This window comes from Sphingomonas sinipercae, assembly GCF_011302055.1.
In the GTDB taxonomy this organism is placed as follows: domain Bacteria; phylum Pseudomonadota; class Alphaproteobacteria; order Sphingomonadales; family Sphingomonadaceae; genus Sphingomicrobium; species Sphingomicrobium sinipercae.
In genome coordinates this window covers 476,143-496,314 of sequence record NZ_CP049871.1, presented here as the reverse complement: position 1 = coordinate 496,314, position 20,172 = coordinate 476,143, and the positions used below count along the sequence as shown (strand labels likewise).

Sequence of the window (20,172 nt, the reverse complement as noted above, 5' to 3'; positions counted from 1 at the left end):
GCGGAGTCCAGCAAAAGGACGTGTTTTCAGCTACCTACTTTGGCCTGTACGTCGCGCTTGATGGCGTCGGCGGATGGCGGCTCGTGCATCTGGCGGAAGACGGCCTCGATCAGGCTGAAAACGCCGAATAGCAGCAGGCCGAGCGCCACAGCGTAAAGGACCGGGCCGGAGAAGAAGTCGAGCGCCTCCTCCATGCCGCCGACCTCGTCGGTCTCCCCGTCTAGGGCGGCGTGACCGATCAAATAGGCGATGGTCAGGAAAATTACCCCGCGCGCGGTGTAGCCGATGCGGCCCAGCCACAGCACGAATGGCGCGCGTCCGCGATGGTCGAGATTGCGCAGGAACGTGCATATCCATGCCTTGCGAATCTGGTTGAGCCCGCCCGCCGCGAGCCCCAGCGCGGCCAACCCCAGCACCAGTGCGCCCCCGGGCAGGTCGAGCACCGTATCCGCCTGCTCCGCGGCGCTCATTTCGCCCGCCTCGCCGGCCAGCAGGATGCGCGCCGCCTTGTAGGCGAGATACAGGTAAATGAGCCCGATCCCGCCGGCCGCCGCGCGCTTGCGCATGGCTTTCGCATCGCCGCCCGGATGTTCGATCCCGAACGCCGCGTCGGCCAGCCGCCACAAGCCGTAAGCGCTAAGCCCCGCGGCGATGACGATCAGCAGAACGCGCCCGACGCCTTCGTTGAGATAGGTGAGTGCGCCCGTCAGGTCCTCGGTCCGCCCAGTCCGCAGCGCGAGGAAAGCGATCAGGATGTAGAGCACGCCGCGGCCCAGGAAGCCGATTCGGCACAAGCTCAGGAAATTGCTTTCCCGAGCGAGCTCCTTCGCCCGCTCGATCGGCGCATCCGGGCTCACGAAAGCGCCGCTGCTTGGTCCTCGACGGTGCTGTCCATCCGCTTGCCGATCGCCAGCTTGAAGACGATGAAGGCGACGAGCCCGACGACCGCGCTGCCGACGTGCAGGAGCCAGAACGTCGGCGTGTCCATGGTCGAGTAAAGCTTGCCGACCTCGCCCACGATCTTGTTCGCGGCGAAGAAGGCCAGATAGTAAAGCCCGATGACCGTCGCGTTGATCTGCCGCGGCGCGATCTTGGAGAAGAGCGCAAGGCTGACCGGCAGGATGTGCGCGAAGCCGATGCTGTTCAGCAGGTGGAACATGAACGGCCAGAACAGGCCGATCTTGCCACTGCCCTGGGTCAGCGCCGCAAGGTACAGGCAAAGGCCACCCGCGATGGTGAAGAAGCTGCCGATGATCATCTTGTTGAGCTCGTCGGGCTCATTCCGGCGCGTCCCGTACCATTTGTAGAATGCCGCAACGGCGACCAGCATGGCGAAGCTTAGCGTCGCGTCGAGCGTGATCATCCAGCTGGTCGGGAGCGTGTTGCCGGCAAAGGTCAGCTGGAAATGCTCGTCGGCCCAAACCAGGTAAGCGTTGAAGATTTCCTGGTTCGTCAGCAGCGAGATGGCGAGCGCCGGGATCAGCAGGCACAGTCCAAGCACCCTCGCCTTGTCAGCGCGTTGCAGCCGGTAAGTCAGGAAGAAGTAGAGGGGGATCAGCGCCAAGACGGTGATGGTAATGCCAAGCGCAAAGACAATGCCGATCACCAGCAATGACAAGATTGTGCCAAGCGCGATCGCGCCCAGCGTCCGCGTCGAGTTCATCTCCCGGCCTGCGTCGTCTTCCGGAAGGTGCGGCCTTCCGGCCAGGAACAGCAAGACGCCGAGAACCATGACAATGCCGGCGCAGCCGAAGCCGTAGTGCCAGCCTACCTTTTCGCCCAGTGTACCGCTGATGAGCGGGCCGACGATCACGCTGACGTTGATGGCGATGTAGAAGATCTGGAACGCCATCGCGCGGCGCAGATCATTGTCTTTGTAAAGCGCTCCGACCTGGCTGGCTATGTTGCCCTTGAACAGTCCGACGCCGACGATCAGCGCCAACAAGGCGAAAACGAACGCACCTTCGATCGCCATCAGGAAATGGCCGAGCGACATGACGAGGCCGCCCGCGAGCAACGCCGCGCGGCGTCCGGCGAAACGGTCGGCAATGACTCCGCCCAGGATCGGGGTCAGGTAAACGAGCGAGCTATAGTCGCCGTAGATTGCGGACGAGAGCTGCTGCCCTTCAAGCCCGGTGTAGTGCCATGAACGCAGCCAATCGAGCCCCACCACGCCGGCCATCCGCTCCGGCGTGAGCAGGTATTTGACCATGTAGAGCACCAGCAGCGTCTGCATGGAATAATAGGAAAAGCGCTCGCATCCCTCGACAAAGGAGAGATAGCCGAGCCCCTTGGGGTGGCCGATGAACGCGCGGTCGTTGCGGTCGCCGACTTCGAAATCCGGCGTTGCTTCAGCGGTAGTCATGAACGGCGTTCCATCCCGGCTGCTAAATCGATGCGGCCGGTTTGGAACGCCGCCTGTCCGGCGTCAACTCAAGCGGCGGAGCCGTCTTCTTCGCTGATGAAGTTCGCCTCGATCGCATCGATCCGGGCCGACAAGCGGACCGTGTCGCCCTCGACATCGGCGATAAGCCCGGCCGGCACGAAATGGTGATGGCCGTCATGCTCACCGCCGCCGACGCTGGAGCTGTCGCGGGTCAGCTTGATGCGGTCGCCTTCGACCTTGTCGACCTTGCCCAGCGGCGTGCCCTCGGCATCGATCACCTGCATGTGCTCGCGGACGTTCTCTATGCTCATGATATTCTCCTTCTGGTCGGGGTAACGCTTACTGGGTCGGTTTGAGGACGATGGTTTCGATGTGCCAGCGCCGCTGCTCCTCGGTCGAACCGGGAACGTCATTGATCCGGCGCAAGGTCACTGTGCCCGGATTGCTGAACTGCTTGCCGTCGAGCTGCCTGCCGTAAACGACGACCGGAACCGTGACGTAGGCCGATCCGGCGGCGCCTTCCGGTTCGGACGGCGCGCCGATTTGCATGTGCACTTCCGAATAGCCGGCATAATCCTGTTTAAGGCTTGCCCCGGTGTTGCCCGGGCGGAGCCTGGCCGCCTCGTCGAATTTCTTCGCTTCCACCAGCGCCGCGTAAAGCTGCACCACCTGCCCGGCGGCCTCCGCGCTCTTCGGGTCGATCGGGCCGTTCGGCTCGGCCACGGGCGAACCGGGCTGGATTGGCAATCCGCCCGCTGTCCCCGGCGTGGGCGGGCTCAGGGGCGCTCGTTCGGCAGGCTGCTGGGCCGGCGGCGTTGCGGCGTTGGTCTGCGCGGGGTCGGTGCCGCCGCAGGCAGCCAAGGGCAGCATTGCTGCAGCGCTGATCAGGACCCGTTTTCTCACCGCCGATTTCCTCCGCTCGGCCATGTAACGCGCCTCACCCCAATGCGTTCACCGGGGCTGCGGAACCGTGACGCAAGGCAATCGTTCGTTACGCAACCTCAACAGGGTCAACAGGAGGAATGCATGGTCGATCCAGATCGGGACCGCGAGGTCGAACGCACCACTATCGTCGAAACTGACGGCGGCGGCGGCAGCGGCGGCGTGCTCGCAGTCGTACTATTAATCATCGTCGTGCTCGTGCTGCTCTTCCTGTTCCGCGACCAACTCGGTTTCGGATCGAAGGACACGACGGTCAACGTACCGGATTCGATCAACGTCAACGTAACCTGACCTAATCGAAGCGGGGCGCGGGCGGCGCGCGACGCCGCCCTCGACAGGCCGGCGCGTGGTATGCGAGTCTCGCGCGCTGACGGGCGCAGTTCCCCGGCCGGGGCGCTGCGCCCGTTTGCATTCGCCGCGTTTGAGTTTGCAGCCGGGACGCACTAACCCGCGCCCATGACTGGCGATTACATGACCGGTTTCGGCGGCCACTTCGAAACCGAGGCCGTGGACGGCGCCTTGCCGAAGGGCCGCAACAGCCCGCAGCGGCCCGCCTTCGGGCTTTATGCCGAGCAGCTCTCCGGAACCGCTTTCACCGCGCCTCGGCACGAGAACCGCCGGAGCTGGCTGTACCGGATGCGGCCGACCGCCGATCACCCACCGTTTCGTCGCTATGAAGGCGCGCCAATGTTCGCGCCCGGAACGGTCAAGGAAGCGGTCCCGCCGAACAGGCTGCGCTGGGACCCGCCCGAACATTTGCCCGGCGGCACGGACTTCGTCGACGGGTTGGTGACGATGATGGCGAGCCGGCCGCCGCACGATCTCAACGGCGTTGCAATCCATCTGTACCGTGCGACCCGGTCCATGGAGCGGCGGGTGTTCGCCAATTCCGACGGCGAGCTGCTGATCATCCCGCAATCGGGCACGTTGCGCATCTTTAGCGAAATGGGCCGGCTGCAGGTTGCGCCGGGCTGGATCGCCCTGATCCCGCGCGGCGTCCGTTTCAAGGTCGAGGTGGACGGCGACAGCCGGGGCTATGTCGCGGAAAACCACGGCGCCATGTTCCGCCTGCCCGAGCTTGGGCCGATCGGATCCAACGGGCTTGCCAATGCCCGCGACTTCGAAGTGCCGGTCGCCGCGTTCGAGGACGTCGATGGCGATAACGAGCTGGTCCAGAAATATATGGGGTCGACCTGGACGACGGCACTGGACCACAGCCCGCTGGACGTGGTCGCCTGGCACGGCAACCTGGCCCCCTGCCGCTATGAGCTTGCGCGTTTCAACACCATCGGGTCGATCAGCTTCGACCACCCCGACCCGTCGATCTTTACGGTGCTGACCAGCCCCAGCGAAACGCTTGGCCGGCCGAATGCGGATTTCGTGATTTTCCCCCCGCGCTGGATGGTCGGCGAAGACACGTTCCGCCCACCTTGGTTCCACCGCAACGTGATGAGCGAGGCGATGGGCCTGATCCACGGGGAATATGACGCCAAGGCTGACGGGTTCGCGCCGGGCGGTCTGTCGCTGCACAATTTGATGAGCGGGCACGGCCCCGACGTCGATAGCTGGAAGAAGGCAAGCGGCGCAGAATTGAAGCCGGTGAAGATCGAAGGGACGATGGCCTTCATGGTCGAAAGCTGCTGGCCCTATGTCCCGACCCGCTTCGCGCTCGACCACGCGCAACAGGATTACGACCAGGCATGGCGGGATTTTCCGAAGGCGAAACTACCATGACCGATGTCGTCAGCTGGGTCGACGGCGCGCAGCCGGGCAGCGATTTTCCGATTGAGAACCTGCCGCTGGGCATTTTTTCGACCCCGGGCGAGCAAAGGCGGCCGGGGGTCGCCATTGGCAATTACATCCTCGACCTGCCTGCGATCGCCGACCTGCTCGACGAGGATTGGCGCGACGATCTGTCCATGCCGGTGCTCAACGGCTGGCTGGCGCGCCGGCCGCAGGACCAGCGCGCGTTTCGAGCGCGGCTGACGCAGTTGCTGTCCGACGAGCGCTATCGCGCGGACGTCGAGCCGGCGCTGATCGGCCAGTCGGAGGCCGACATGCACCTGCCCTGCATCATCGGCGATTACACCGATTTCTACGTCGGCATTCATCACGCGACCAACGTCGGCAGGCAGTTTCGCCCCGACAACCCGCTGCTGCCCAACTACAAATATGTGCCGATCGGCTATCACGGCCGCGCCAGCTCGGTCCGGGTTTCCGGCGAACCCGTCGTCCGCCCCAAGGGCCAGCGCAAGCCGCCGGAAGCCGAAGCGCCGGAATACGGGCCCAGCCGCCGTCTCGATTATGAGCTGGAGCTGGGCATCTGGATCGGTCGCGGCAACGGCCTTGGCGATGCGATCGCCATCGACGAGGCCGATGAGCATATCGCCGGCTATTGCCTGCTCAACGATTGGTCCGCGCGCGACCTGCAAGCCTGGGAGTACCAGCCGCTCGGGCCGTTCCTGGCCAAGAACTTCCTCACGAGCATCAGCCCCTGGGTGGTGAGCAGCGACGCGCTGGCGCCGTTCCGCAAGGCCATGCCGCCGCGGCCCGAAGGCGACCCTGAACCCTTACCCTATCTGCAGGAGGGCAATGGCGCCGGCGCGCTGGAAATCCAGCTGGAAGTAACCCTGACGACGGAGCGAATGCGCAGCGAAGGCCTGCAGCCGCACGTCCTCTCGCGCGGGTCGGCGGACAGCGCGATGTATTGGAGCGCGGCGCAGATCGTGACTCACCACGCATCGAACGGCTGCAACCTGCAGCCCGGCGACCTGATCGGGACCGGGACGCTATCGACCAGCAGCGACGACGGCCTCGGCTCGCTGATGGAAATCAGCCGTGGCGGCAAGCAGCCTATCACGCTTGCCAGCGGCGAGAGCCGGAGCTTCCTCGAGGACGGCGACGAGATCACGCTTCGCGCCTGGTGCGAGCGCGAAGGCGAAGTCCGCATCGGCTTCGGCGAATGCGTCGGACGGGTGCTCGCCGCCCGATAGCCGCTACTGGATCGGCTCGCCGAACATCAGCTGCCGAATGAAGCGCACCGGCGGCGAGCCGTGGCTCAACGCCTCATCGTGGAACGTGCGCAGGCTGAAGCCGGGCCGACGCTCCGCCGCTGCCCGCAGGTCCAGCCATTCCTGGTAACCGACGAAGTAGGTCGGCAGCTGCGCGGAACTGATCTGCATCCGGACCCATTTGCCGGCCGCCTCGCGTTCCTCCTGGAATCCGCCTTGAGTCATCAGCGTCATCGCCGCATTGCGGGTCAGGCCGTTCACATGGAAGTCCTGGTCGAGCATGGCGTTGATCGGCAGCCGCAGCTGGAACTTGTAATGGGCGAGCAGGTAGCGCGGATCGCGGTCGAGATAGCCGGCGTCGGCCATCACGTCCTGGCTGTAACAGGCCCATCCCTCGATCATCGGGCCGGACTGGAGCAGCGCCCGCAATCGCGACTTGAACTGATTGGCGTGGGATAGCTGCAGCAAGTGTCCCGGCACGCCTTCGTGGATCGTCAGCTCGTGCATCGTCCACTTGTTATATTCGCGAAGGAACGAGGTGCTCTGCTCCGCCGTCCAGTCGGCAGGGATCGGCATGACGGCATAATAGCCGCGCTGGTCCGGCTCCAGCGGGCCCGGCATGTCGGCGTAAGCGACCGCATATCCGCGCGCATACTCCGGCATTTCGATCACGCCGAACCGGGCATCCGGGAAACCGACAAGATCCTTGGCCTTGGCGAAAACCGTCGCTTGCTCGAGCGTGGCCTGCCCGAACGGCACCACCTGGTCGCGGGCAGGACGCTCGGCGGTGACGATTGCAAGCGCGGCCTCGATCACGCGTTGCTGCTCGGCAGCGGTTGGCGCCTTGGGCAGTGGCGGCGCTCCCGCGCGGCCGCGAAGCAGCTGCACCGACACGTCGTACATCTTCTGGCGCAGGTCCTTGAACGTCCGCTCGGCGCGGGCGCGAATTTCCTGCCGCGACAGCGGCGAGTTCAGCGCAAGCCGGAGCTTTTCGTCGTAGAATTCGGCGCCGATGCGCTCGTCGCCCTTGGCATTCGGCACCAGCATGGTGTCGAGCCAGCGCTGATGCTCCGCCACCGCGGCCTTGGCACTCGCCGCGGCTTGCTCGATCCGGGCGCGGTCGGCATCCGCAAGCACCGCCTTCTGCGCGACGAAGCCGTCGATGAGGCCATTCAGCCCGGGGTTCTGCTTGGCCGCGGTCTGCGCATAGATCAGCGGGACGCGGGCGGGCACCAGGGCGGACCGAGCCTGCGCCAGGAAGGCCGGGAGCGCCTCCATGCGCCCGATCGCCGACCGCAGCCGATCGGGCAATGGCGCGAATTCGCGTGCCGACAGCGTATAGAGCGCATTGCCGGCGGTGCCGGAATAGCCGAGCGGGTTCCAAGCCCACTCCTGGAGGCGCGCGTCGCTGAACAGCGCGTAGTTGAGCTGGTCCCGAAGCAGGATCGCATCGACCTGCTGTTCACGGGTCAAACCTGCGACGTCGAAACGCGCGAGTTCGGCCAGCGTCGATACCGCGAAGGCCTGCGCTCGGGCTCGTCCCGCCGCCGAAACGTCGGGCATCAGCGCGTCGTAGCGGTGATCCCCCTGTTGCGTGGCGTTGACCGGATCCATCCGCAGCCAATCGTCGACGACCCGATCGCTGAACGCGGCAAAGCGGACGCTTTCCGAATCCGCGGGAACGACCGCCACTGGCGGTACCGGCGCCACCGGAACGGCAACCTGCGTGCAACCCGCTGTCGCCAGCAGCAACGTCGAAATGATCAGCCGCACGATCTGTCCCCCAATTGTGGGGGCAAGACTAAGGCGTGGCCGAGCTTTGTCCACTGCCCCGGATGGGGCATTGGCGAGCATCCGCAATGCGGGAAGTCGAGGAGGCTGATGAGTGGACACGAAGGAGGGCAAATGACGGAGCGTTGCGCTAGCTGCGGGCAGGCTGTCAGAAACGTAGACTTCCACGGCGAGTGTTGGCGTTGCTGCCTTGCGCGTTCCCGGCCAGCCGTTTGGATTATCGGCCTTGCGGCGTTAGCCTTGGTCGTGACCGTGGCGTTTCGCTAGTCGCAATGTGTGTTTGCACTCATTCATGGCGTTAATCGCTTAAGTCTGCATTCGACCCCGACCGGGATCACACCCAAGATCACGCGCTAAGGCAAAAACCCCACTTGACACGAATGTGAACTGGTGTACCAGTCTACCGGTACAGTAGGGCACATGTTTTGATCATCTCCGTAGACCCCGCCGCAATCCGGCCATTGTATGTGCAGATCAGCGATGAGGTTCGCCGCCTCATCGCCACTGGCGACTTATCGCCTGAGGATGCGCTTCCGTCCGTTAGGCAGCTCGCTGCGGACATCCGCATCAATCACAACACTATCGCCCAGGCCTATCGCGAGCTCGAACGGGACGGAATCGTTTACGTCCGCCGGGGCCAGGGAACGTTCGTCGCTCCGATCGCCGACCGCCAAGCGCAGCGTGCCAAGCTTGCCGCAGGGGTCGCTGAGCGGGCGATCAACGAAGCACACCGTAACGGCCTTTCGACAGATGAACTGCTGCACGCCATCCAATCCATCCAAGCGCCGGCGCGTCCGGCCACATCAGTAAAGGCTCGAAAGTGAACAAGATTCCTCAATCCATCCAGATTGCTGGGTCTGGGCCGCGGGACGGCCTGAACGCGGTCGAGACACATGGGCTGAGCCGGCGTTACGGCAGCGAACAGGCGCTCCGGGATGTCGATCTCACCGTGCCGGCGGGAAGCGCGTATCTGCTGTCGGGTACGAACGGCGCCGGCAAGAGCACGTTGCTGCGGATTCTTCTTAACCTAGACCGACCAAACGTAGGTTCGGCCTCGGTCCTCGGCCTAGACTCCCAGCGAGACGGACCTCTGGTGCGGGCTAGCACTGGGTACATGTCGGAGGAAATTGAGCCCGGCTACCGGTGGATGCGAATCCGCCAGCTGCTCGATCACCGCGCCAGCTACTTCTCGACATGGGATCACGACTACGCCGCCCGGCTGGTAAAAACTCTAGGCGTCCGGACCGATCGCATTGTCGGGGACCTTAGCAAAGGGCAGGCGAGGCGGGTTCAACTGATCGCGGCTTTGGCACATCGCCCGCAGCTTCTTCTGCTCGACGAGCCGACCGACGGCTTCGACCCAATCATCCGTGACACTGTGCTCGAATTGCTCGCCGCACACTTCGCTGACACGGGCTGCACGTTACTGATTTCGACGCACTTGGCCGGGGAAGTCGATCGACTGGTCGATCATGTTGGCGTCCTGCATTCCGGCCGCCTGATTGCGCAAGGGCAGCGGGACGAGGTTGCTGGCTCAATCCGCCGCTACGAAGTCGATGTTCCGCAAAGCTGGTCGCCGAGCGAAGATTTGGAGGCGCTCGTCCTTCGCTGGGACCGGGGGCTTGGTCGATCCCGCATGTTCACGACACGCGCGCCGGAAGCGGCCGTGGAGGCCGCGCTGTCGCGGGCTGGCGCCGGTGTCCGCGGCGTCACCGGACTGACCCTTGCCGATTCAATCCTCATTCTTCTTCAGGCTGGAGACCTTTGATGGCGTCCAATCCCCTTAACCTTCCGTCCATGGGGACGATTGTCGGGCAGCAGCTGCGCGTCGTCACCGGCGCGCTCAGGCAGGAAGTCCGCGTGCTCGCCGCTGCCCTCATCCTCCTCTGCCTGTTCGCTGCGCTTGGCGGCTTTGGCCGGGATCCGCTCGTTGGGGAGCCAAGTTTCCTTTTGCTCGCTTTACCCGTCGCGGCCATCCTGCCGATTGCGGTGTGGCGCGGGGAGAGCTTGTTCGGGCGGGCCTACCTGTGGACATTACCCGCCCGGCGCCAAGGCAATGCCTTCGCCCGAATATTTGCAGGCGCCGTCTGGCTCGTGGTCGCAATCGGCGTGACGATGCTCACCATTGCAGTGATTGCCTGGGCAAGCGGCGGACACATGGGGATCACCGAGGTGCGATTGGTCTCGGCAACGGCCAATCCGGCTGCAGCGACGAAGGTCACTTGGACGACGCCCGCTTGGGAATATATCGCACCGTTCACCGCCTGCCTTATCGTCTACGGTCTGGCGACCGCGGCCGTTGTCGGACTCCGCTATCCGCTGCGGTGGGTGCTCGGCATCGCTTTTACTTGGGGGCTGCTGATCGCGCTTCTGAACTTACCGGGCACCCCTTTGGCGGCAGGTGTGGACACTATCCGGGAGCACCTGTGGTTCGGTCGCTATGGTTTGGATAAGGTGCTGAGCGGCGTCCAGGACTACCGCCTCCAGCACGAATTCCAACTTCCGAACGGAAGCAAGGCGCTCCTCTGGTCGAGCCTGCCTTCTCCTGCCCCGTGGCTGCGCTCGACCGCCGCCTGGATGGCAGGGACCCTGTTGCTAATCACATTCGCCGTCCGGCGACACGCCGAGCGCTAACCACCACACAGCAGTTTAATTCAAGGAGAACTACTATGCGTAAGACCCTTTGGCTTACGGTAAGCTTGGCCGTTGCCTTCCCTTCCGCGATTGCGACTGCCCAAGACAATCAAACCGCCGCGGCGGCCGCGGTGTCAGTGGCCGCATCTCCCTCGGATGATGCCATTCGATCCATGATTGCTCGCTACGTCGACAAGGGCGAAGCAAAGGGGATTGTCGTAGGCATCCTCGAGCCGGATGGTCGCAGGCGGTACGTCTCTTACGGCTCCGGGGGTGGCGGCGCCGCGCCGCTGGGACCAGATTCAGTGTTCGAAATTGGCTCGTTGAACAAGACATTCACCGCAAGCGTCCTTGCGGACATGGTTCGGCGCGGCGAGGTTGGTCTCGACGATCCGATTTCGAAATATTTGCCCGCATCGGTCCGCGTGCCTTCACGCAACGGCAAGGCAATCACGTTGCGGCACCTTGCCACGCACATGTCGGGTTTGCCGCGGCTCCCAGAGGGCTACGTCCCTCCGCGAGCCGACAATCCCTATGCCGATTACAAGGAAACGCAGCTGTACGCCTTCCTGAACCGGTATCAGCTGGTTCGCGATCCCGGCGAGAAGATGGAATATTCCAATCTCGGCGCCGGCCTCCTCGGCCATGTCCTCGCGCGAGCGGCCAAGGCAAAAGATTTCAAGACCTTGGTGCAGACGCGGATTTTGAATCCGCTCAAGATGACGTCGACCCGTTTCGGACCCACTCCCAGGTTAGTCGCCGGGCATGATAAGGAGGGGCGCGAGGTGACGCACTGGGACGTCGCCGTCTTGAGCGGCGCGGGCGGACTGAATGCGTCGGCACGAGACATGCTGGCCTTTATTGATGCGAACGTGGGCCCTGCGGAAACCCGCATAGAAAAGTCCCTGCGCATCGCCCATCAGCCCAATGTCATTGACGCCTCGACCGGAAGAAAAGCGGGCCTTGCCTGGAGCATTCGGGAACGCGACGGTCGGACGCTGCTCACTCACAGTGGCGGGACTGCGGGCTTTCGGTCCTTCATGGTGATCGAGCCCAAGCGCAACACGGGAGTTGTGGTGCTTACCAATTCCGGCGGCTTCGACGGGGTCGACAATATCGCGGCGAAGATCATGTTCCCGCCGAGGTGAGCCATATGGCAGCTGGCCTTCACCTATTTCGGTCACAAGCAGCCTAGGCCTGCTTGGCCGTTGCGGGGTGTAAAAGGCCTGCGGTGTCATGCCCTTGCCAGATCAGGTGCACACCAACGAGGTCATCGTGACAGAAGGGAGATGGGGAATCTGGTGCCGCTTAACGGACTCGAACCGTTGACCCCATCATTACGAATGATGTGCTCTACCAGCTGAGCTAAAGCGGCATTTCCAGGTAGGCCGGGCGTTGCTCGCGCCAGGCGGCGCACCCCCTACCAGCGGCCTTCGAAGCGGGCAAGCCCGCAGGCTTTATCCGGGCCCCGGCGCGGCGGCTGAACGGTTATGCTTAACGCTTTGGTAACGCGGCTCCGGCATCTCTCATCCGGATTGAAGCAGTGGGGCGTCGTGCCGTGGACAGTTATCGCGAACATCCGAGCGAGTTCGAGCCGGCGGCGCAAAGCGAGGCCGTCCGTCCCGACATCGGCAGCGACGAGCGCCGGATGCACGTTCGCGCATACAATTACTGGGCGTCGCTGCTCGATGGCCGCGACTATCCCTCGATCGAGGACCTCGAGCCGGGCGACCTCAAGGAATTCGCACCGCACAGCGTCCTTCTGGATTTTACCGCCGGTCGCGATAACCCGGCCACCCCGTACATCGGCGACGCGATCCGGGTGGAATGCGGCGTTGGCGACGACATCCAGACCATTGCCAATGTGCCCGCCCGTTCGCTGCTTTCGCGCCTGACCGACCATTACATGCAAATCATCGCCAACCGCGCGCCGGTCGGCTTCGAAGCGGAATTCGAAAACCAGCGCGGCGAAAACATCTGCTATCGCGGCATCCTGATGCCGTTTTCGTCCGACGGCGACACGATCGACTTCATTTACGGCGTGATCAACTGGAAGAAAGGCGAAGGCGCCGCGCAGCCGGTCGCAGCCCCCGCTACCGCTGAAGTCGCACCGGAGACCCCTGTCCTCGAACCTGAAGACGAGCCCGACGCCTATGCGGCACTTTCGATCCATGGGTTGGCCGACGAGGAAGAGGCGCCGCTTGAGCTGGGCGCCGAATCGATCGTTGCGCCGGCCATCCATGACGACGAGGGCGAAACCGATTTCGACGTTGGCGAGGATGCCGGGATCGGCGATCGCCTATGGGCCGCGCGCGAAACCGCCGAAGCTGCCAAGGCTTCGGAAGGCCGCAGCAGGACCGCGCTCTACCAGGCATTGAGCCGGGCGTGGGACTTTGCGCTGGCAGCCAAGGCCGACCCGGACGGATACGCCGAACTGCTCGACGAATCCGGGCTCAAGGCGCAGGTCCGTGCCCCGATGACGGCGATCGTCAAGCTCGTCTTCGGAATCGATTACGACAAGGCGCGACTGACCGAATTTGCCGCCGCTTTGTCCTACGCGGAACGCGAAGGCGTCCCGCTCGGCGGCTTTTTGAACCTGGTCGAGCGCCAGCTCGGCGGCTTGAAGGCGCTGGTCGCGGCCGAGCGGCAGGCGCGGCGGCCCGAGCCCAAGCCCGATACGAAGACGATGGAGGCGAAGGCGCGGTTGCGCGAAGCGGCGCCGATGTCGCTTTCAGCCATCGGCACCGACGAAGAGTTTGCGCTGGTCCTGACGCGTCGTTCCGCCGACGGCGGCCATCAGGCAGTTGCTGTCGTCGACGATCCGGCGCTGGTCGAGCGCGCCCTGCGCCACGCGGCGGGCTGAAACTCGAACATTCGCCGAGTCTCCCGGTTGCTCCTTCGCTAGGGCGGCGGCTATAGGCCGCCACCATCGCGACAGCATAGCGGAGCTCAGCATTGATGACGGTCCATTCGCGCCTGCCGAAGTCGGTAGTCGACCAGCTTAGGACCGCACTGACCAGCAGCGCGCTTCCCGGCGAAACCGAAGGCCTCGATCGGACAAAACTTCGCGAGGCCGCCGAGTTCGTCGCGGACGCCGCCGCCTCACGGCCGGCCGGCACGACCGCGATCGACATCGAATCGACCGGCGGCGAAGCGGGACGTCGCCGGATGCGGCTGGTCACCGTCAACGAGGACATGCCGTTCCTAGTCGACAGCGTCACCGGCGCGATCGCCGCGCGTGGCCTGGCCGTTCACCGGCTGCTTCACCCCATCGTCAACATCGAGCGCGACGCGGACGGCGAGCTGCTGGCGGTTGGCGAAGGCAGCCCGGAATCGGTTATCTATATCGAGCTGGATCGCGCCGACGCGCGTGGCCGGCAGGACTTGGTCCGCGAACTCAAGGATGTTCTCAGCGATGTCCGGGCCGCGGTCCGCGACTGGAAGCCGATGCTCGCGCAGATGCGGTCGGACGCCGAATGCCTGGCCGGCCGCGATGCCGAAGGGGCAGCGCTGCTCGGCTGGCTTGCCGACAACAACTTCACCCTGCTTGGCCAGGCCCACCTCAAAAGCAACGGCGAGGTGCGCGAGGCGCAAGGGATATTGAAGCGGGAAATGGCGCTTTGGGAACGCGGCGCCGCCGAAGCCGCGATCGACCATCTCGGCGACGAATCGCGCACCGTCCTGATCCTCAAGGCCGATCGGATCTCGCCGGTCCACCGCCGAGTCCCGCTGGACGTGGTCATGGTCCGGCTCGCCGACGGCTCCCTGTCGGTGCACGTCGGCCTGTGGACCAGCGCGGCGCTGCGCACGTCGGCAGACGAAGTGCCAGTCCTGCGTACCCGGCTTGAAAGTCTCGATCGCGAATTCGGCTTCGCACCCTCGGGCCACGCCGCCAAGGCGCTGGCGCATACGATTTCGACGCTTCCGCACGACCTTTTGATCTCGTTCAACGAGGAAGAGGTGCGCGCCGTTGCCCTTACGGCGATGGGCCTGGCCGACCGTCCGCGGCCAAAGCTGCTGCTCCTCCCCGGAGCGCTTCACCGGCACATCTACGCCTTCGTCTGGCTTCCGCGCGACGAGCTTAGCACCGCCCGCCGGCGCGCGATTGCGCGCATGCTCGAACTGGAAATCGAAGCTCCGATCACCAGCTGGTCGCTGGAGCTTGGCGAGGGCGAGCTGGCGCTGCTGCGCTTCACGCTGCCGGTGGATCCGGGCGCGCAATTGCCCGATACCGAAGCGCTTGACGAGGCGCTGCTGGAAATGGTCCGCGGCTGGGCGCCAGCCGTCGAGGCCGAACTGGTCAATGTCGCCGGCGCGCACCGCGCCACCCGGCTGGCGCTGACCTATTTGCCTGCCCTTCCCGATGGATATCGCGGCCGCACCAGTCCCGAAGACGCAGCGGTCGACGTGCTTCGCCTGGCTGACCTAAACAGCGCCGACGAGCGCTCGGTGCGGCTCGCCAAAGTCGGCGATTCGGGCAGCCAGCTCCAACTCAAGACCTATCGCCGCGGGCAGCTGATCCCGTTGTCCGATGCGGTGCCGGTGCTGGAGAATTTCGGCTTCCGGGTGCTTGAAGAAATGCCGACCTCGCTGGGCGGCGGCACGATTGGCTACATTCACGATTTCCGGCTTGAGCTTCCCGGGGTCGATTCCGTCGACACGATCCTGAAGCGCGCGTCAGTGATTGAGCAGGCCATTGCCTGCGTGCTCAGCGGCGCGGCGGAGAATGACGAATTCAACCAGCTCGTGGTGCTCGCGGGGCTGGATCCGTCGGCGGTCGTCTGGCTGCGCGCCTGGTTCCGTTACCTGCGCCAGACCGGCAGCTCGTTCGGACTGCTTACCGTCGTCGACGCGCTTCGGCGTGCGCCGGCTGCCACGGATGCGCTGGTCGCGCTGTTCGGCGCACTTCACGATCCGTCGGTCAAAAAGCGCGATTCCGAAGTGGCGCGGCTTCGTTCCGCGTTCGACCACGCCTTGGGACAGGTACGCTCGATCGACGACGACCGAATCCTGCGCCGGCTTCGCGCGCTCGTCGAAGCGGTGGTTCGCACCAACGCCTTCGCTCCTGCGGCGGAAGAAGCGCTCGCGTTCAAGCTGAACTCGTCGCTGGTGCCAGGCCTGCCGGCGCCGGTGCCGTGGCGCGAAATCTGGGTCTATTCGCCGCGCATCGAAGGTATCCATCTGCGCGGCGGACCGGTCGCGCGTGGCGGGCTGCGCTGGTCGGACCGGCGTGACGACTTCCGGACCGAAATCCTTGGCCTGATGAAGGCCCAGCTGGTGAAGAATGCAGTGATCGTTCCGACCGGCGCGAAGGGCGGTTTCTATCCCAAGCTGCTGCCGCCGCCGTCCGACCGGGATGCCTGGATTGCGGAAGGGACCGAAAGCTATCGGATCTTCATCCGGTCCCTGCTCTCGGTCACGGACAATATCGTCGACGACAAGGTGGTGCATCCGGAACAGGTGGTCATCCACGACGGCGACGACCCCTATTTCGTCGTCGCGGCCGACAAGGGTACGGCGACCTTCTCCGACGTCGCCAACGGCATCGCTTTGGAACGCGGCTTCTGGCTCGGCGACGCTTTCGCCAGCGGCGGCTCCAACGGCTACGACCACAAGGCGATGGGGATCACCGCGCGCGGCGCCTGGATTTCGGTGCAGCGCCATTTCCTTGAAATGGGCACCGACGTGCAAACCGACCCGATCCGGGTGATCGGCGTTGGCGACATGTCGGGCGACGTCTTCGGCAACGGCATGCTGCTGAGCAAGGCGATCAAGCTGGTCGCCGCCTTCGATCATCGGCACATCTTTATCGACCCCGATCCCGACCCGGCGGCGAGCTGGGCCGAGCGGCAACGCCTATTCGATCTGCCGCGATCAAGCTGGGACGACTACGACCGTTCGAAGATTTCGCGCGGCGGCGGCGTCTTCCCGCGCACGCAGAAGGAAATTTCGCTGTCGAAGGAAGCCCAGGCGGCACTGGGTATCGAGACTGCGACCATCGACCCGGCATCCCTGATGAACCTGATCCTTCGAAGCCAGGTGGACCTGCTGTGGTTCGGCGGGATCGGCACCTACGTGAAGTCGTCCGACCAGCTCCATTCCGAAGTCGGCGACCCGGCCAATGACGCGATCCGGGCCGACGCGAATCAACTGCGGGTGCGAGTCATCGGCGAGGGCGCCAACCTTGGCATCACGCAGGCCGCGCGGATCGAATTTTCCGAGCACGGCGGACGCATCAACACCGACTTCATCGACAATAGCGCCGGCGTGGATTGTTCGGACAAGGAAGTGAACATCAAGATCCCGCTCAATCGCGAAATGCGCGAAGGGCGGCTGACCGAGGCGAAGCGCAATACGCTGCTGGCGCGAATGACCGACGACGTCGCCGAGATGGTGCTTGAAGACAATCGCCTGCAAGCGTTGGCGCTGTCGATCGCCGAAAGCGCCGGGATCAACGGCCTGCCTGGCCATGTCCGGACGATCGAACTGCTCGAAGCGTCCGGCCGGCTCGACCGCAAGGTCGAAGGGCTTCTGTCCAGCGAAGAGCTGTTGCGCCGTGGGCAAGACAATCGCGGCATGACCCGGCCCGAACTGGCGGTGGTCTTGTCGATGTCGAAAATGGCGCTCCAGGATGCGATCGAGGAACTCGATCTGGCCGACGACAAGCTGTTGGAGCCGGAATTGTTCGCGGCCTTTCCAAAGCCGATGCGAAGCGCGCATGCCAATGCCATTCGCGCCCACCGCTTGCGCAACGAAATCATCGCAACGCGGGTCGCTAACCGGCTCGTCAACCGCCTTGGCCCGGGTGTAGCGCTCGACCTGACCGAGGAAGAGGGCGCATCGCTCGGCCAGGTCGCGTCGGCATTCCTGGTCGCAGAGCGTCTGCTCGACCTCGACACGCTGTGGGGACAGATTGAAACCGCGGAGGTCCCGGAAACGGTCCGGGTCGAGCTGTTCACGATCGCCGCACGCAGTGTGCGTGCGCACATGTCCGATATCCTTCGGGCAACCAGCGCGGACGCAAGCGTAAGCGCCCTGTGCAAGCTTCTGGAGCCTGGCGTCCGCAAGATCTCGGCCGCCGCTACCAAGCTGATCCGTGCAGAGGTCCGCAACGAAGCCGTCGCCCGGCGCGAGCGACTGATCGCGCTCGGCGCCAGCGAAGACATCGTCAAAGGCCTCGTCCGCTTGTTCGAACTCGACGGCATGTTCGGGATCGTTGCGCTGGCAGCCCGCCGAAAGGTGGACGAGCTATCGCTGACCCGCGCTTACACGATGCTCGGCGAAGCGCTCGGGATCGACTGGGCGCAACAGCAGGTCGCCCGCTTCACCCCGTCCGACCAGTGGGAACGCCTTCTGACCGCCGGCCTTGCCCGCGACTTCGAACAGCTGCGGATCGAGTTCCTGTCGCGCGTGCGCAGCAAGGAACCGCATGTCGCGGTCGAAAATTGGGTTGAAGCGCAGATGCCCAGGATCGAGCAGTTCCGCCAGCTGATCGCGCGCGCTCGGCATGAAGGCTCCGTCTCGGCGTCGATGCTGGCCCAGATTGCCAGCCAGGCGCGCATCCTGCTCGCGCGCTAGCGCCGCCTTGAAGGTCGCAATCCTGACGCCCGCCGCTGACTATGCGGGCGAGTGGCGGTGGGCTTACGACCTCGAAGCCAAAGCGCTGACCGACGCAGGCATGGCGGTCGAGCCGATTGCCTGGACCGACCAGCGGGATCTTCGAGGTTTCGACCTCGTCCTGCCACTCGTCGCCTGGGGCTATCATCAGGATTACGAGCGTTGGCTGGGCTTCCTCGATCGCGCCGAGCGCGATGGGCTGAAGATCGAAAATCCGGTCGCGCTGCTTCGGTGGAATGGCGACAAGGCCTATCTGACGGAGCTTGGCGGCCAGGGAATCCCGACGGTGCCGACGATCATGGTCGATGCACTCGACGAAGCCGGGCTCGACCGGGCGCGCGAGGCGCTTGGCAGCGGCGAGCTTGTCGTCAAGCCGCCAATTTCCGCCAGCTCCTATGGCACGTTCCGAATTGGCCATGGTGAGGGCGTCCCGGAGCCTGTCCGGGGTTGGCGGATGCTGGTCCAGCCATGGCTTGGCAGCATCGTCAGCGCGGGCGAATATTCGCTGATCTTCTTCGGCGGCGCGTTCAGCCATTGCGTCAGCAAGGTGCCCGTGCCGGGCGAATTCCGAGTGCAGCCGGAGTTCGGCGGAGTCGTCACGCGCTGCGATCCTCCTGCCGGCGCGCGGGACGTCGCGACCGCCGCGCTTGCGGCGGCGCCGACGGCGGCCACTTACGCGCGGGTCGACCTGGTCGTTGGCAATGACGGCGCCCTGCAAGTGATCGAACTCGAGTTGATCGAGCCGGCGTTCTTCCTTGCCCAGGTGCCCGAAGCAGGCCCGCGCTTTGCCGCAGCCGTGCGCTCAGCCGCCGAGCGCCTGCGCGAATAGCCACTGCCGAATCGCTGACGCCAGGTTGGGCGGGGTCGGCGCCTCCAACCGTTCCGCATCGATCCGCGCAATCAGCGCATTGATCGGCAATTGCCGCTGGTCACACTGTCTGGCGAGGGCGGCCCAGAAGATCGGCTCCAGCGCCAGCGACGTTTCGTGCCCGGCGATGGTCACCGATCGCTTCACCGGCGCCCCAAGGGATGCGCCGGACGTCATCAGTACATGTGCTGCCCGCCGTTGATCGACAGCGTCGATCCAGTGATGAAGCCGCCATTTTCGTCGACCAGGAAAGCGACGCCGCGCGCAATCTCGTCCGCCCGCCCGAGCCGGTTGACGGGAATCCGGGCCACGATCTTGCCGAGTACTTCTTCCGGCACTGCGGCGACCATGTCGGTGTCGATATAGCCCGGAGCGATGGCGTTGACGGTGATCCCTGCCCGCGCGCCTTCCTGGGCAAGCGCCTTGGTGAAGCCATGAATGCCCGACTTGGCGGCGGCGTAATTGACCTGGCCGTACTGGCCCGCCTGGCCGTTGATCGATCCGATATTGACCACCCGGCCGTAACCGCGGGCGGTCATTCCGTCCCACACCGCCTTGGCCATGTTGAAGCAACCGCCAAGGTTGGTGTCCATCACCTCTTGCCACTTCTGGTGATCCATCCGCTTCATCGTGGTGTCGCGGGTGATGCCGGCGTTGTTGACAAGGACGTCAACCGGCCCAAGCTCCGCCTCCACCTTGCGGACACCTTCCTGGCACGCGTCGAAGTCGGACACGTCCCATTTGAAGGCCTTGATGCCAGTCTTGTCGGAAAAGGCCTTAGCGCGTTCGTCGTTACCGGCGTAATTCGCGGCGACGGTCATCCCCATGTCCTTGAGCGCGAGGCTGATCGCTTCGCCAATGCCGCGCGTTCCGCCCGTTACGATCGCCACCCGAGCCATAGTCTTCTCCCTGTTCTCTGCCGG

Annotated in this window: 17 protein-coding genes and 1 tRNA gene; 10 read left to right on the top strand and 8 right to left on the bottom strand. The window is 64.6% G+C overall.

Features of this window, described 5'->3' with window-relative positions; all coding sequences use genetic code 11:
* Nucleotides 1-26 precede the first annotated feature (26 nt).
* The 4 genes from G7078_RS02605 to G7078_RS02590 all read right to left on the bottom strand — a co-directional run bounded on the left by G7078_RS02605 (nucleotide 27) and on the right by G7078_RS02590 (nucleotide 3,289).
* Nucleotides 27-857, bottom strand: a complete 831-nt coding sequence (locus G7078_RS02605; RefSeq protein ID WP_166092696.1) for a DUF1206 domain-containing protein — start codon at nucleotides 855-857, stop codon at nucleotides 27-29.
* Entirely contained in the window at nucleotides 854-2,365 is a 1,512-nt protein-coding gene (locus G7078_RS02600) for a peptide MFS transporter (protein ID WP_166092694.1), read from the bottom strand. The genes G7078_RS02605 and G7078_RS02600 overlap by 4 nt, the downstream gene beginning before the upstream one ends.
* Nucleotides 2,366-2,433: 68 nt before the next feature.
* Nucleotides 2,434-2,697, bottom strand: a complete 264-nt coding sequence (locus tag G7078_RS02595) for a DUF2171 domain-containing protein (protein ID WP_206367466.1) — start codon at nucleotides 2,695-2,697, stop codon at nucleotides 2,434-2,436.
* A 28-nt stretch (nucleotides 2,698-2,725) separates the two neighbouring features.
* A complete protein-coding gene (locus G7078_RS02590) occupies nucleotides 2,726-3,289 on the bottom strand; it encodes a hypothetical protein (protein ID WP_166092692.1) in 564 nt (187 codons plus the stop codon).
* A gap of 123 nt (nucleotides 3,290-3,412) precedes the next feature.
* Between G7078_RS02590 and G7078_RS02585 the strand changes: the two genes are divergently transcribed.
* The 3 genes from G7078_RS02585 to fahA all read left to right on the top strand — a co-directional run bounded on the left by G7078_RS02585 (nucleotide 3,413) and on the right by fahA (nucleotide 6,321).
* Nucleotides 3,413-3,619, top strand: a complete 207-nt coding sequence (locus G7078_RS02585) for a hypothetical protein (protein WP_166092690.1) — start codon at nucleotides 3,413-3,415, stop codon at nucleotides 3,617-3,619.
* A gap of 165 nt (nucleotides 3,620-3,784) precedes the next feature.
* Nucleotides 3,785-5,062, top strand: a complete 1,278-nt coding sequence (hmgA, locus tag G7078_RS02580) for a homogentisate 1,2-dioxygenase (protein WP_166092688.1) — start codon at nucleotides 3,785-3,787, stop codon at nucleotides 5,060-5,062.
* Nucleotides 5,059-6,321 (top strand): fumarylacetoacetase, encoded by a 1,263-nt coding sequence (fahA, locus tag G7078_RS02575; protein ID WP_246166436.1) that lies wholly within the window; start codon nucleotides 5,059-5,061, stop codon nucleotides 6,319-6,321. Before hmgA ends, fahA begins: the two co-directional genes overlap by 4 nt.
* Nucleotides 6,322-6,324: 3 nt before the next feature.
* Here the strand turns inward: fahA and G7078_RS02570 are convergent, their stop codons facing one another.
* Nucleotides 6,325-8,112 (bottom strand): DUF885 domain-containing protein, encoded by a 1,788-nt coding sequence (locus tag G7078_RS02570; RefSeq protein ID WP_206367465.1) that lies wholly within the window; start codon nucleotides 8,110-8,112, stop codon nucleotides 6,325-6,327.
* 443 nt (nucleotides 8,113-8,555) lie between these two features.
* On the opposite strand from G7078_RS02570, the gene G7078_RS02565 reads away from it, so the two are divergent.
* Genes G7078_RS02565 through G7078_RS02550 form a run of 4 tightly spaced genes read left to right on the top strand, consistent with a single transcriptional unit; the run spans nucleotide 8,556 to nucleotide 11,912 of the window.
* Entirely contained in the window at nucleotides 8,556-8,954 is a 399-nt protein-coding gene (locus G7078_RS02565) for a GntR family transcriptional regulator (RefSeq protein WP_166092681.1), read from the top strand.
* On the top strand, nucleotides 8,951-9,898 hold the full coding sequence (locus tag G7078_RS02560) for an ABC transporter ATP-binding protein (protein WP_166092679.1): 948 nt from the start codon (nucleotides 8,951-8,953) through the stop codon (nucleotides 9,896-9,898). Before G7078_RS02565 ends, G7078_RS02560 begins: the two co-directional genes overlap by 4 nt.
* Nucleotides 9,899-9,927: 29 nt before the next feature.
* Nucleotides 9,928-10,764 (top strand): hypothetical protein, encoded by an 837-nt coding sequence (locus G7078_RS02555; protein WP_166092676.1) that lies wholly within the window; start codon nucleotides 9,928-9,930, stop codon nucleotides 10,762-10,764.
* Between the two features lie 35 nt (nucleotides 10,765-10,799).
* Nucleotides 10,800-11,912 carry a serine hydrolase domain-containing protein gene (locus tag G7078_RS02550; protein ID WP_166092674.1) on the top strand — a complete coding sequence of 371 codons (1,113 nt, stop codon included), beginning with the start codon at nucleotides 10,800-10,802 and terminating at the stop codon, nucleotides 11,910-11,912.
* Nucleotides 11,913-12,063: 151 nt separating this feature from the next.
* Here the strand turns inward: G7078_RS02550 and G7078_RS02545 are convergent.
* Nucleotides 12,064-12,139: transfer RNA gene (locus G7078_RS02545), tRNA-Thr, on the bottom strand.
* A gap of 183 nt (nucleotides 12,140-12,322) precedes the next feature.
* Here G7078_RS02545 and G7078_RS02540 point away from each other — a divergent pair.
* The 3 genes from G7078_RS02540 to G7078_RS02530 all read left to right on the top strand — a co-directional run bounded on the left by G7078_RS02540 (nucleotide 12,323) and on the right by G7078_RS02530 (nucleotide 19,210).
* On the top strand, nucleotides 12,323-13,627 hold the full coding sequence (locus tag G7078_RS02540; protein WP_166092673.1) for a PAS domain-containing protein: 1,305 nt from the start codon (nucleotides 12,323-12,325) through the stop codon (nucleotides 13,625-13,627).
* A 95-nt stretch (nucleotides 13,628-13,722) separates the two neighbouring features.
* On the top strand, nucleotides 13,723-18,342 hold the full coding sequence (locus G7078_RS02535) for an NAD-glutamate dehydrogenase (protein ID WP_166092670.1): 4,620 nt from the start codon (nucleotides 13,723-13,725) through the stop codon (nucleotides 18,340-18,342).
* Between the two features lie 7 nt (nucleotides 18,343-18,349).
* Nucleotides 18,350-19,210, top strand: coding sequence for an ATP-grasp domain-containing protein (locus G7078_RS02530; RefSeq protein ID WP_166092668.1), 861 nt, complete (start codon nucleotides 18,350-18,352; stop codon nucleotides 19,208-19,210).
* Here G7078_RS02530 and G7078_RS02525 read toward each other — a convergent pair.
* Together G7078_RS02525 and phbB are read right to left on the bottom strand one after the other, a co-directional pair.
* Nucleotides 19,184-19,426 carry a ribbon-helix-helix domain-containing protein gene (locus tag G7078_RS02525; RefSeq protein WP_166092666.1) on the bottom strand — a complete coding sequence of 81 codons (243 nt, stop codon included), beginning with the start codon at nucleotides 19,424-19,426 and terminating at the stop codon, nucleotides 19,184-19,186. The genes G7078_RS02530 and G7078_RS02525 overlap by 27 nt on opposite strands.
* Nucleotides 19,426-20,148, bottom strand: a complete 723-nt coding sequence (gene phbB / locus G7078_RS02520; protein ID WP_166092664.1) for an acetoacetyl-CoA reductase — start codon at nucleotides 20,146-20,148, stop codon at nucleotides 19,426-19,428. Before phbB ends, G7078_RS02525 begins: the two co-directional genes overlap by 1 nt.
* Between the last annotated feature and the right edge of the window lie 24 nt (nucleotides 20,149-20,172).

What these genes read in the sequence shown, in the direction of transcription:
- G7078_RS02550 (WP_166092674.1), top strand. Translation starts at nt 10,800, where the DNA reads ATGCGTAAGACCCTTTGGCTTACGGTAAGCTTGGCCGTTGCCTTCCCT.
- G7078_RS02585 (WP_166092690.1), top strand. Translation starts at nt 3,413, where the DNA reads ATGGTCGATCCAGATCGGGACCGCGAGGTCGAACGCACCACTATCGTC.
- fahA (WP_246166436.1), top strand. Translation starts at nt 5,059, where the DNA reads ATGACCGATGTCGTCAGCTGGGTCGACGGCGCGCAGCCGGGCAGCGAT.
- G7078_RS02555 (WP_166092676.1), top strand. Translation starts at nt 9,928, where the DNA reads ATGGGGACGATTGTCGGGCAGCAGCTGCGCGTCGTCACCGGCGCGCTC.
- G7078_RS02525 (WP_166092666.1), bottom strand. Translation starts at nt 19,426, where the DNA reads ATGACGTCCGGCGCATCCCTTGGGGCGCCGGTGAAGCGATCGGTGACC.
- G7078_RS02535 (WP_166092670.1), top strand. Translation starts at nt 13,723, where the DNA reads ATGACGGTCCATTCGCGCCTGCCGAAGTCGGTAGTCGACCAGCTTAGG.
- hmgA (WP_166092688.1), top strand. Translation starts at nt 3,785, where the DNA reads ATGACTGGCGATTACATGACCGGTTTCGGCGGCCACTTCGAAACCGAG.
- G7078_RS02600 (WP_166092694.1), bottom strand. Translation starts at nt 2,365, where the DNA reads ATGACTACCGCTGAAGCAACGCCGGATTTCGAAGTCGGCGACCGCAAC.
- G7078_RS02595 (WP_206367466.1), bottom strand. Translation starts at nt 2,697, where the DNA reads ATGAGCATAGAGAACGTCCGCGAGCACATGCAGGTGATCGATGCCGAG.
- phbB (WP_166092664.1), bottom strand. Translation starts at nt 20,148, where the DNA reads ATGGCTCGGGTGGCGATCGTAACGGGCGGAACGCGCGGCATTGGCGAA.